The organism is Roseiflexus sp. RS-1 (assembly GCF_000016665.1).
Classification (GTDB): domain Bacteria; phylum Chloroflexota; class Chloroflexia; order Chloroflexales; family Roseiflexaceae; genus Roseiflexus.
Genome location: NC_009523.1, coordinates 1,932,515 through 1,944,406 on the forward strand (window position 1 = coordinate 1,932,515; position 11,892 = coordinate 1,944,406).

General features: G+C 60.7%; 12 protein-coding genes. 4 read left to right on the forward strand and 8 right to left on the reverse strand.

Going from position 1 to position 11,892, the window contains the following annotated elements:
* Positions 1 to 80: 80 nt before the first annotated feature.
* The gene (locus ROSERS_RS08175) at positions 81 to 1,010 is read right to left on the reverse strand and encodes a carbohydrate kinase family protein (RefSeq protein WP_011956321.1); all 930 of its coding nucleotides are present in this window, start codon (positions 1,008 to 1,010) and stop codon (positions 81 to 83) included.
* Positions 1,011 to 1,433: 423 nt separating this feature from the next.
* On the opposite strand from ROSERS_RS08175, the gene ROSERS_RS08180 reads away from it, so the two are divergent.
* Genes ROSERS_RS08180 through ROSERS_RS08195 form a run of 4 tightly spaced genes read left to right on the forward strand, consistent with a single transcriptional unit; the run spans position 1,434 to position 5,858 of the window.
* Complete coding sequence (locus tag ROSERS_RS08180; RefSeq protein ID WP_011956322.1) at positions 1,434 to 2,258, forward strand: class II aldolase/adducin family protein; 825 nt, start codon at positions 1,434 to 1,436, stop codon at positions 2,256 to 2,258.
* 31 nt (positions 2,259 to 2,289) lie between these two features.
* The gene (locus ROSERS_RS08185; protein ID WP_011956323.1) at positions 2,290 to 3,288 is read left to right on the forward strand and encodes a ligase-associated DNA damage response exonuclease; all 999 of its coding nucleotides are present in this window, start codon (positions 2,290 to 2,292) and stop codon (positions 3,286 to 3,288) included.
* Positions 3,289 to 3,330: 42 nt separating this feature from the next.
* Positions 3,331 to 4,965 carry an ATP-dependent DNA ligase gene (locus ROSERS_RS08190; protein WP_041333326.1) on the forward strand — a complete coding sequence of 545 codons (1,635 nt, stop codon included), beginning with the start codon at positions 3,331 to 3,333 and terminating at the stop codon, positions 4,963 to 4,965.
* On the forward strand, positions 4,962 to 5,858 hold the full coding sequence (locus ROSERS_RS08195; RefSeq protein WP_011956325.1) for a histone deacetylase family protein: 897 nt from the start codon (positions 4,962 to 4,964) through the stop codon (positions 5,856 to 5,858). Before ROSERS_RS08190 ends, ROSERS_RS08195 begins: the two co-directional genes overlap by 4 nt.
* 107 nt (positions 5,859 to 5,965) lie before the next feature.
* Here ROSERS_RS08195 and ROSERS_RS08200 read toward each other — a convergent pair whose 3' ends face one another.
* The 7 genes from ROSERS_RS08200 to phnG form a co-directional block, all read right to left on the reverse strand.
* The gene (locus ROSERS_RS08200; RefSeq protein WP_011956326.1) at positions 5,966 to 7,174 is read right to left on the reverse strand and encodes an alpha-D-ribose 1-methylphosphonate 5-triphosphate diphosphatase; all 1,209 of its coding nucleotides are present in this window, start codon (positions 7,172 to 7,174) and stop codon (positions 5,966 to 5,968) included.
* 3 nt (positions 7,175 to 7,177) lie between these two features.
* Entirely contained in the window at positions 7,178 to 7,870 is a 693-nt protein-coding gene (locus tag ROSERS_RS08205) for a phosphonate C-P lyase system protein PhnL (protein WP_011956327.1), read from the reverse strand.
* Between the two features lie 73 nt (positions 7,871 to 7,943).
* On the reverse strand, positions 7,944 to 8,786 hold the full coding sequence (locus ROSERS_RS08210) for an ATP-binding cassette domain-containing protein (RefSeq protein WP_011956328.1): 843 nt from the start codon (positions 8,784 to 8,786) through the stop codon (positions 7,944 to 7,946).
* The gene (locus ROSERS_RS08215; protein WP_011956329.1) at positions 8,783 to 9,649 is read right to left on the reverse strand and encodes an alpha-D-ribose 1-methylphosphonate 5-phosphate C-P-lyase PhnJ; all 867 of its coding nucleotides are present in this window, start codon (positions 9,647 to 9,649) and stop codon (positions 8,783 to 8,785) included. Before ROSERS_RS08215 ends, ROSERS_RS08210 begins: the two co-directional genes overlap by 4 nt.
* Entirely contained in the window at positions 9,646 to 10,815 is a 1,170-nt protein-coding gene (locus ROSERS_RS08220; RefSeq protein WP_011956330.1) for a carbon-phosphorus lyase complex subunit PhnI, read from the reverse strand. Before ROSERS_RS08220 ends, ROSERS_RS08215 begins: the two co-directional genes overlap by 4 nt.
* A gap of 12 nt (positions 10,816 to 10,827) precedes the next feature.
* Positions 10,828 to 11,460: a phosphonate C-P lyase system protein PhnH gene (phnH, locus tag ROSERS_RS08225; RefSeq protein WP_011956331.1), complete on the reverse strand. Its 633-nt coding sequence runs from the start codon at positions 11,458 to 11,460 to the stop codon at positions 10,828 to 10,830.
* Positions 11,461 to 11,463: 3 nt separating this feature from the next.
* The gene (phnG, locus tag ROSERS_RS08230; protein ID WP_011956332.1) at positions 11,464 to 11,883 is read right to left on the reverse strand and encodes a phosphonate C-P lyase system protein PhnG; all 420 of its coding nucleotides are present in this window, start codon (positions 11,881 to 11,883) and stop codon (positions 11,464 to 11,466) included.
* Between the last annotated feature and the right edge of the window lie 9 nt (positions 11,884 to 11,892).

The window sequence follows — 11,892 nt, forward strand, 5'->3', positions numbered from 1 at the left end:
CGATTATCAGCTATTGGCTATCGGCTATCGGCTATCAGCTATCGGCTATCGGCTATCGGCTATCAGCTATCAGCTATCAGCTATCGGCTATCGCTAAGAATCTGGCGGAGTTCGTCGTCGATCGGCGGGCGCGCGCCGCTCCGCTGCGCCACCCACGCCCCGATCTGGTTGGCAAAACGCGCAGCGCCAGCGGCGTCGCCGGTGGTCAGGTAACGCGCCAGAAATGCGCCGTTGAAGGCATCGCCCGCACCGGTCGTGTCAACCGGCGTGCCGATGACCTGTCCGGGAATATGCGCTATCAGCGTGTGCGTCATGATAAAGCATCCATCCCGATCCAGTTTGAGCGCCACCAGCGCGCCGGGGAAACGTTCGCGCAGCGCTGCCGCAATTGCCTGCGGCTCGCGTTCACCGGTCAGCGCTTCCCCCTCGTCGCGGTTGGGGAACAGCATGTCCACCGGCAGATCGGCGGTGATCCGGTCGAACTGATCGTGCCCGATCTCGCGGATGATCTGGTACGATGCCGGGTCGAACGAAATGGTGGCGCCGAATGCGCTGGCGATGCGTGCAGCATGCAGGGCGGCGGCGCGCGGCGGGTCGCTGAAGAGCGACCATCCGGTAACATGGAGATGGCTGCACGAACGCAACACGCCTTCCGGCGTCATATCCGGCATAAGTTGATGATCGGCGCCACGGTTGGTTACCATACTTCGCTGCCCGGCGCGATCAATCAGCGCCAGAACCACGCCGGTTTCACTGTGGCGCAGGCGAACAATATGCGTCTCGACCCCCTCGCGTTGCAGGTCGGCAGCGATGAGATCGCCGAACACATCCGCGCCCAGCGCGCCGATGAACCCGGCAGGCGCGCCGCAGCGCGCAACCCATGCAGCCACGTTTGCCGCCGATCCCCCCGGCGCAAGTTTGATGCTGCCGGTGGTGTCACCGCCAGGAAGCAGCAGTCCGTCCGGCTTTACCAGAACATCCCATACCAGATCGCCGATTGCGATGATCATTGTCGTATCGCTTCTCTTATGGAGATTGAGAATTTAATCCGGTATGCGCCTCTTGCCGTGGGGCTAAAGCCCTCGGCTATGCAAGGCGAAGCCCGCCTGCGCGGGCTATACCGAATTATTTATTCAAAGACCATCAGAAACCCCTTGATTGCCTGCCGCATAGCGGGTGTTCACTCATTCGACCGAATCATATCATACCTGCTCCTGCAAAAGGTCATGTCACCACGGAGACGCAGCGGACGCAGCAAGCGACGGATGGAAACCTCTGCACACCAAGTGTCTCGGTGGTGCGTTTTTGCAGGAGAGTCATATCGTGCAAAGATCTCGACGTTGTTTCATTCGGTGACGCGGTTCTGTTGACGCCATACGGGGACTCGCCTATCATTGCGGGCGCTTATCGGAGAAGGAAGGAGAAACGCTTCTATGTCACTCGATCCCCCTTTTCCTGCGCTGGACGACGTGATGCTACGGATCGGCGAAGCAGGACGACGGATGGCAGACATCGGCGCCAGTGAAGGCGCTGCTGGCAATATATCGGTGTATATCGGCTGGCCACTCGAGTTCCAACCAGTCTTTCCACTCGTCGAGGAGATCGACCTGCCGGTTGCCGCGCCAGCGCTGGCTGGCGGGGTAGTCCTGGTCACCGGATCGGGGAGACGGTTGCGCGAAGTGTACGACCACCCGACCGATAATCTCGGCGTGGTGCAGATAACCCCTGATGGAACGCGCGCCAGACTGTACACCGCTCCCACGCGCCTGTTCACCCGTCTTACCAGCGAACTCAACTCGCACCTTGCCGTGCACAACGATCAGGTCGCTGCCACCGGCACAAACTACAGTGCGCTGGTGCATGCGCAACCGCTGCACCTGACCTATCTCAGCCACATCCCGCGTTACCGCGATCCCGTCGAACTGAACCGCCGCTTATTCCGCTGGCAACCGGAGATGATCATGGCATTCCCGCAGGGAGTCGCAGTGTTGCCATTCATTATTCCCGGATCGACGGAACTGATGATGGCGACGGTGACGGCGCTGCGGAACCATCGCCTGGTCCTCTGGAGCAAACATGGGGTCATGGCGCGATCCGAAGTTTCGGTAAAGCGCGCTGCTGACCTGATTGAATATCTGGAAACCAGCGCCCGCTATGAAGTGCTCAACCTGAGCGCCGGTGAACCTGCCGATGGACTGCAACCGGATGAAATACGCGCCATTGCCCGTGCCATCGGTGTGAATCAGACCCTGTTCTGACGTTCGGGAGGGAACATGGTATCATGCAGGTATGTCCAGCACGCTGCTTGCACTCACCGATGCCGGTCTGTACTGTCCGACCGGTGATTTCTACATCGACCCGTGGCAACCGGTTGCACGCGCCGTCATTACGCACGCACACAGCGATCACGCCCGCCCCGGCAGCGCAGCCTACCTGGCGACGCGCGATAGTGAGCGGGTGCTGCGTACCCGTCTCGGCGCGGATGCACATATCGAAACCCTCGCCTATGGAGAGATCGTCTCGATCAACGGTGTCGATGTCTCATTCCATCCAGCCGGTCACATATTGGGATCGGCGCAGGTGCGCGTGGCGTATCGCGGCCAGGTATGGGTCGTCAGCGGAGATTACAAGACCGACCCTGATGTGACGTGTGCGCCATTCGAGCCGGTGCGCTGTCATACCTTCATGACCGAGTCGACATTTGGGTTGCCGATCTATCGCTGGCCCCCGCAAGCCAGCGTTCTGGCGCAGATCAACGATTGGTGGCGACGCAACCAGGAAGCGGGACGAGCCAGCATCCTGTATGCCTATGCGCTCGGCAAGGCGCAGCGCCTGATCGCCGGTCTCGATCCGACCATCGGACCGATCTTCGTCCATGGGGCGCTCGTCCGTATCACGGAAGACTACCGCGCCAGCGGCGTTGCGTTGCCGCCGGTGCAATACGTCGGTGATGCACCGCGCGGGTTCGACTGGTCGCAGGCGCTGATTCTGGCGCCGCCTTCAGCCCATGGCACCCCATGGTTACGCCGGTTCGGTCCTTTCTCCACCGGTTTCGCATCCGGGTGGATGCGCATCCGCGGAACACGCCGTCGGCGTGCCATCGACCGTGGCTTTGTGCTCTCCGACCATGCCGACTGGCCCGGTTTGCTGGCGGCAATTGACGCCACCGGGGCGGAAAGGGTATGGGTCACGCACGGCTACGCCGCAGTGCTGGTGCGCTGGCTTCAGGAACAGGGGCGTGATGCAGCCGTTCTCCAGACACGCTTTGAGGGTGAGGTTGGGGAATAGCAGTGCCGCCGGAGCGTGATGGAGACGCACATACCTGTATTTATGCACACATTTGCACAACTCTACGCCACACTCGATGAAACCACCCGAACCAGCGTGAAAATCGAGGCGCTGACGCGCTACTTTGAGCGCTCAGAACCGGCTGACGCTGCGTGGGCGATCTTTTTCCTTATCGGTCGGCGAGTGCGGCAGGCTGTGCCTTTGCCAACACTGCGCGCCTGGGCAGTCGAAGCGGCTGGCATTCCCGACTGGCTCTTCGGCGAGTGTTACGATGCCGTCGGCGACTTTGCCGAGACGGTCACGCTGCTTCTGCTGGAGCCGGACGAGTGGACGGTGGACGTCGACCGTTCCGTTCTGCCGTTTGAAGGTCCACAACCACTCCACCGCTGGGTTGAGGAGGTGCTGCTCCCCCTGCGCGACCAGGACGAAACGATGCAACGCGCGATTGTGCAGGCGGTGTGGGCGACGCTTGGCGGAACAGAACGCTTTGTATGGAACAAATTGATCACCGGTGCATTTCGGGTTGGCGTCTCACAGCAACTGGTGGTGCGCGCGCTTGCCCGTGTCAGTGGCGTCGATTCGTCCACGATTGCGCATCGTCTGATGGGTGAATGGACCCCGTCGGAGACATTCTACCGGACGCTCCTGGCGCGTGACACAACCGACGCCGATGTGAGTCGGCCCTACCCCTTCTGTCTGGCGCACCCGCTCGATGCCGATCCCGAAACCCTCGGACCAATCGATGAATGGCAGGCGGAGTGGAAATGGGACGGCATCCGGAGTCAGTTGATCCGCCGCGCCGGGCGGACATTTCTCTGGTCGCGCGGCGAGGAACTGATCACCGACCGTTTCCCCGAAATTGCAGCGATTGGCGCGCTGCTCCCCGATGGCATCGTCATCGACGGCGAGGTATTGCCTTGGAAGGATGGCGTCGTGCTCCCCTTCGCGCAGTTGCAGCGTCGGATCGGACGCAGGAACCTGACGAAGGCTATCCTGGACGAAGCGCCGGTTGCGTTGCTGGCGTATGATCTGCTCGAACTCAACGGCGTCGATGTGCGCAATCAGCCGCTGGAGCGGCGTCGGGCGGAACTCGAACGCCTGATCGCAACCTGTGTGCCGGGCAATCAGGCGCTCCTGATTTCGCCGGTGGTCGTCGCGGCAGATTGGGACGATCTTGCGGCGCAGTGGGCCACATCGCGCGAACGCAATGTCGAAGGTCTGATGCTCAAGCGTCGCAGTTCACCGTACCGTGTCGGGCGGGTGCGCGGCGACTGGTGGAAGTGGAAAGTCGCGCCCTACACCATCGATGCGGTGCTGATCTATGCGCAGCGCGGCAGCGGCAAGCGCGCCAGTCTCTACACCGACTACACCTTCGCCGTGTGGGACGGCGACCGGTTGACGCCGTTCGCCAAAGCGTATTCCGGGCTGACCGACGAGGAGATCCGGCAGGTTGACGCATTCGTAAGACGCAATACACTGGAAAAGTTTGGACCGGTGCGCACCGTCACTCCGGAGCTGGTCTTTGAACTGGCATTCGAGGGTATTCAGCGCTCGAATCGTCACAAATCGGGAATTGCGGTGCGCTTCCCGCGCATCCTGCGCTGGCGGCGCGACAAGCGTCCGGCTGATGCCGACACGCTGGAACAGGTGCGCGCCATGTTGCCAGAGGAATCATGAAACTTTTCTACTCCGACACCTTTGTCCTGCCCTTACCGGAAGGACATCGCTTCCCGATAACAAAATACGCCATGCTGCGCGAACGGGCGTCTGCCGAAGGTCTGGGTGAGTTGATCGTTCCCGCAGCCGCCGACGACCGCGACATTCTGCGGGCGCACACTGCCGATTACCTGCACCGCATCCAGATCGGCGCGATGAGCGACCGCGAGATGCGGCAGATCGGATTTCCCTGGTCGCCGCACCTGGTTGAACGCTCACGCCGTTCGGTCGGCGCAACGATTGCCGCCTGTCGCACTGCATTGAGCGGCGATGGGATCGCGGCAAGCCTGGCAGGCGGCACCCACCACGCCTTCGCCGACCACGGCGAGGGGTATTGCGTCTTCAACGACAGCGTGATCGCAGCCCGCGTCATGCAGGCGGAAGGGCGCGTCCGACGCGTCGTTATCATCGACTGCGATGTGCATCAGGGGAATGGGATCGCCGCCATCCTTGCCGGTGACGAGACGATCTTCTCCTTTTCCATCCACGGCGCGAAGAACTATCCCTTTCGCAAAGAGCGCAGCAATCTCGACATTGCGCTGGAGGACGGAACCGGTGACGCGGTGTACCTGGCAGCGCTGGAGCAGGGGCTGTACCAGGCGATCGAGCAGAGTTGCGCCGATCTTGCAATTTATCTGGCAGGCGCTGACCCCTACGAGGATGATCGGCTTGGACGCCTGAAGGTAACAAAAATGGGGCTGCTGGAGCGTGACCGGATGGTTCTGGAAGCCTGTCGCAGTGCGGGCATTCCGGTAGCGATCACCATGGCGGGCGGCTATGCCCGCAACATTGCCGACACGGTGGACATCCACGCCAGGACACTACGCCTGGCAAAAGCCATCGGCGGAGGGTAAGAGGAGCGTGTACCTGTCTGCACATTTCCAGCCGGAGGGTGAGCGGCATTCCCTGACACTGCTGTTCACAGTCGTCCCGAAAGAGTTGACGACAGGCATTGCGCTGCTCACCGCAGTGGCAGAGATTCGCCCGCTGCCTGCTGATGGATAAAGGGAAGCGTCCCACTCTGTTCCGTCCATGTGTACACCAGGCGACCGCCGACAAAGACGTGCTGCACCACCGGATCGGGCACCCGCTGCACGACGATCAGATCGGCAAGCAGACCAGGACGGATGCTGCCAATGAGATGATCGAGTCCGGCGGCACGCGCCGGGTTGCGGCTGATCAAAGCGACAGCAGCGGGAAGATCGAGCGTACCGCGGTCAACGAGCCGAAAGATGACCGGCAAAAGAGAAGCCGGATAGTAATCGGCGCAAAGCCAATCGACCGCACCAGCTTCGATAGCAGTGATTGCGCTCAGGTTTCCGCCGCTGGACTTTCCTCGCAGGACGTTCGGCGCCCCCATACCGACGGCCATACCGGCAGCGTGTGCAGCCTGTGCAGCTTCCATCGTCGTGGGGAATTCGGCAATGCGCAGACCGTATTCGACCCATTGCGCCACTTTTGCCGGTGTATCATCATCGTGACTGGCGACAGGCAAATTGTGGCGCGCTGCCAGTTCAACCACCTGCCTGATCCGACGAGGAATATCAGCCTGTGAAGCGCGTTTGCGAACCAGAATCTCGTCGATTTCGGCATCACTCCGACCGCTGGTTTGGGCGACATATGCCCGGAACATCTGCTCATTCGCATACTGGCCCTGTCCCGGACTGTGATCCATAATCGAGATAAGGCGCAAAAACGGGTGACCGAGCATCGTCTTCAGCGCTTCCAGACCACGCTGACTGCTGACCTCAACGCGGGCATGGACCATATGCCGGGCGCCGCAGTGCCGATCCATACTCAGACGATGGAGAAAATCGTGCATGAAGCGATCACTGCGCACCCCAAATTCGGCATCATCGAGTGAGAGCGCGTGCAACTGGCAGGTCACGCCACAGCCAAGTAAAAGACGGTCGGCGGCATGGAGCGCAATGCCTGCTTCGATCTCAACACCGGGGCGCGGTTGCACCAGTTTTTCAATCGCGTCGCAGTGGAGATCGACAAGTCCAGGGAAGAGATATGCGCCGTCAAGATCGAAGTGTGGCATCGTGGGAGTCTGCGGGTAAGCGCCGCAGCCGATTGAACCGATCCGATCCCGATCGATAACGACCCAACCTTCTTCCACCACGCGATCAGGAAGCACAATGGTTGCGTTGGCTAACAGAAATCGCACACCTTACCTCCCTGGTTGAAATGTCCATTGCCGGTCGGCGCACGGACCCAAACCAGACAGATCATGGGAGACGCTGATAATGGCCGTTCCTTCAGCCTGCGCGGCCCGGATCATGTCGATCACCACCTGCCTGGTTGCCTCATCGAGGCTGGCAGTCGGCTCGTCGAGCAACAACAGTCGTGGTCGCGCAATAAACGCGCGTCCCAGATTGATGCGCTGCTGCTCACCGCCGCTGAACGTTATGGGGCTGGCCTGCCACAGTTCAGGCGCGATCCCTAACCGATGCAGCCATTCCTCCCCGATGGCGTGTGCTTCCCCGCGATCCATCTGCTGCCGGTACAACGGTTCGCAGATGGTATCAAGCGCCGAAACGCGGGGCAGGACGCGCAGAAACTGCGAGCAGAAGCCGATCTCGTGCTCACGGAGATGCAAGATCACGCTTTCTTCGGCGCGACTGAGATCGATCCGACCAACATGCTGCGACTCGAACCAGATTGCGCCGGATGTCGGCAGGTACGTTCGATAGATACACTTCAGGATGCTCGTTTTCCCCAAGCCGCTGCGACCGTGGATGAGCAGATGTTCCCCGGCGGCTACCGTAAAGCTGACGTCGCGTACCGGTGTGATAGTACGGCCGTCGATCAGGTGCAGGGTAAACGATTTATACAGGTTGTGCACTTCAAGCAAATGGTTCATGCGACAGGAGACGCCTCTCCGAGTTGACACGCGGTTAGCATGCTGTGACCATGCGTTCTCACGCCGTTCTCCCTCATAATGCCGACGAGACGAGGAGTTGCGTATACGGGTGCTGCGGATCTTCCAGGATCTGATCGGTCAGACCGGCCTCAATGATTGCGCCGTTTTTCATCACGATGGTGCGGCGGGCAAGCTGACGCACCACACCCAGATCGTGCGAAACCAGCAGCATCGTCATCCGATCTTCCCACTGGATGCGGCGTAAAAGGTCGAGGACGCGCGCCTGGACCGAAACATCAAGCCCACTGGTTATCTCGTCGAGCAGGAGCAGCGTCGGATGGATGGCCAGCGCTTTTGCAATCTGAACCCGTTGGAGCATTCCACCACTGAAGGTCGCCGGCTCATCGTCGATGCGCTCAGGCGGCAACTCAGTCCTGGTCATCAATTCGAGCGTCCGCACCCGGATGCGATCAAAGTGGCGCCATTCAGCCAGGAGCAACTTTTCGGCCACATTGCCGCCCACCGAAAAGCGCATATTGAGTCCCAGCTCCGGACGCTGGCAGACAATACCGAGCCGGGTATTGCGAAAGAGACGGGTTTCATACCGGTCGAGAGTAACGAGATCGCACACCGTTCCATCTGCTTCGCGGAACCAGATGTGACCACTGTCGGGGCGTAGCGCCAGGTAGACCATCTGGAGCAGGGTGCTCTTGCCGCTGCCGCTTTCACCAACGATCCCCAACACTTCGCCAGCGTACAGGTGCAGGTTGATATCAACGCACGCCCATACCGTACCGCAGCGCGGGCAGCGCGACCGACCGACATCCGGTCCTGTCAAACGGCGACAGTCGGGGCAGGTTGGACCGAAATGCTTGTGCAGGCGCTCGAGACGTAAGAGCCAGTTCTCCATTGTCATAGCAGCGCCTCCGCCTGTGCGCGCCGCCTGGCGCAATATGCCGTATCCGAACAGGTTGCTTCCCAACGCCCGCCGCCGGCGTCGGCGACAAAATGATGCGTGAGAAACGTGTGCTCCGCGCCGCAACGGGCGCAGCGCTGACCGGGTTGGTATTCGGTGCGAAAAGGGTAGTCGTCGAACTGGAGCGGTTCCACGATTGTGTACGGAGGAACGGCATAGATGCGCTTTTCACGACCTGCGCCAAACAGATACAACGTCTCGGCCATATGGAGTTTGGGCACATCCCAGCGCGGAATCGGCGTACTATCCATGAGATAACGGCGGTTCACCAGCACCGGATACTGACTGGCAATCCGCAGGTCGCCGGCCCGCACGACACTTTCGTACATATAGACCCACATCTTGCCGTAATTGGCCTCACTGTGCATAACCGTCGCCCGCTCCAGATTCGGCTCGACCCAGCGCAGCGGATCGGCCATCGGCACCTGCAAGACCAGAATCTGGTCGGCGCGCAGCGACTCTTCTGGAATGCGGTGGCGAGTCTGAATGATCGTGGCTTCGGCAGTATCGACCGTTGTGTTAACGCCGGTTGTGCGCGTGATCAGGCGGCGCAGATTGACCGCATTCACACTATCGTCGTCACCCTGATCGATCACTTTCGGCGTATCGTCCGGGGTAATGATCGACATGGTGATCTGAAGCCCGCCGGTGCCCCAACCGCGGGCAATCGGCAGGTCGCGACTGGCGAACGGAACCAGGTGACCGGGCAGCGCCACGGCTTTCAGCAGGCTGCGCCGGATCTCGCGCTTCGCGTCTTCATCGAGCAGGGCAAAATTGTATAACCGGTCAAGAGATGTGCTCACGGCTGTTCCTCCAACGCCTGATCAACCAGCTCACCGAGACGCGAACGACGCCGGGCGGCGTGATCGCGGGCGCGTTCGAGCACGCTCAGGTCGGCTGCAAACGTGACATAGTGCGGTAATTTGAAATGAGACACAAACCCGCTGGCTTCGATACCATCGCTGTGGAGCAACACAAACTCTTCGTCAGCCGCAGGACCCGTCTCACCGCTGAGGCTGCCGGCGCGAGCCTGGGTCAAGACGCTATCGAGGATCGCCGTGCTCATGACTTTGAGTTCGCTTTGCCCGAAGGCAAAGCCGTAGCCAGCATTGAAGCGCGGTGGTTGAGCATGGTTGGTGACGCTGTGCGCTTTTGAAGCAATCTCAGCCTCGGTAGCCTCAATCTCGCCAATTGTGATCGGTTCGCCGGTGAGGGGATGCGCCACCTGTACGGCAAGGAAGCCGTAGCGCAGTTCGATCAGCGTCGGGTGGGCATCGCCGTAGCCACGGACACTGCTGTACGCAAGGCTCATGACACTGCCGGTGTCGGCTTGCATCAGCGCCTGAAGGCGAGCGCTGCGCGGGCAGGGAAACACGAGCGGTTCGCGGGTGATGTCATATGGCTCAGCCTGCACCGGCTCAGACGGCACATCAACAATCATTCGTTCCTGACGCATATAATCGGCGACTTTCGGAAATCGCCCCCATTCACCTGCACGATGACCGCCGATTTCCGCGAGTGCAGCATAGCGTTCACCGGCACGAACAACCGCAGTCATATCTTCATCGACAAGTTCGGGACGCAAAAGCCGGATCAGATAATCGGTCGCAGGTCCGAGCACCTGACCGCCGGGAATGTCCTTGAACGACGCCGAAATGCGACGCAGGCACATCATGTCGCGTCCCGAAGACGGTAACGACGCCATCACCCGTGGGAGCGTCGTGCGGTAAGCGCGGAGGAGGAAAGCGGCTTCGATGCTATCACCCTCGGCCTGCTTTACCGCCAGTGCTGCGAGGAGTGGTGCATAGAGCGCCCCCTCGTGCATTGCCCGACTGACCGCGTGGCGGAGTTGGTCGCGGATCTGCGGCAGGTGCAACGGGGTGCTGCCGCCGATCAATCGCAAACACTCGACCAATTCCTCGGCGCGGGCAACAGCGTCGGCGCCGCCGCGCACAGCAACGTAACCCATCGTTCGCGGCTCCTATACGTCCCAACACGCAATCTGCACGGTGCGCGGCAAACCCGCACAGTGCTGATGGCGGTCAATGAGAAAGATATCGATCCCCAGTGGAAATCGTCCGGGCCGGTCTGCCAGGGCAGCGATCTCAGTCCGTGTCATTCCTGGTAGACCAATCATTGTCTGACCGGCAATACCCGGTCCGCTCAGGCGCAGAGTCGCGCCGCCGGCGATGATCTCCGGTACGCACAGAAACACGGTGCAACTATGTTCGGGGCAGATGAGCGTCCCTTGTTTGAGTTCTTCCAACAGCGCCACACTTGCCGGTGTGTGCAAAAGGGCAAAGTCCGCTATCGGGGCTGGAACCGGCTGAGCGTTGCTGCGCAGCGTGATCCAGCGTGTCAATGGATGATCTGCAGACAGCCAGATCGTGCCTGCCGCCTGAGCGAAACTCACCGTTTGATCGAGCAGGCTCATACAGGCAGCGACCGCTACCGGGTTGGGGATGTCGCCATCGTCGAGCGACGGCGGATCGGTCAACGGCGGATCGGGTAATGTGCCGACACGTCCGGGACGAGCCAGACAGTCGAGCAGAACACGGAACACGCGACCGTTGAAGCGTTCCAGCGGACCCGGAGAAGGAACGACGATTCTCATAGTTCAGAACGTCTCAAATGCAACCCGCGTCGCAGCGGCGGCGGCAAAACGTTGTTCGTACACAGCGCCGAGCGCGCGTCCCAATTCAGCAATCCGAGGGCGAAGATCGGCGTGCGGATCGCCCGGCATCCGAAGCGCGGCGTCGAGGATCGCCAGCGCTGTCGCATGATCGGGGTTGCGACCGATCACCATTCCGAATCCAAACTGCCCGTTTAGTTCCAGGCGTGTCTCGGTTGCGAGAATCTCGCCAGCGTTGAAGACTGTTTCGGCAACACCCTCAACCATCCGCAACTGCACCAGCACGGAGCGCGGTCCGCTGAGAAACACTACTGCGCTGCGGTCATACCGCGCCAGGATGGCTTCAGCCAGTTCGCAAACAAGGTGCGGCGGACTGCAACTGAGGATATGCGATTCGGTAAGCACGACCAGGTA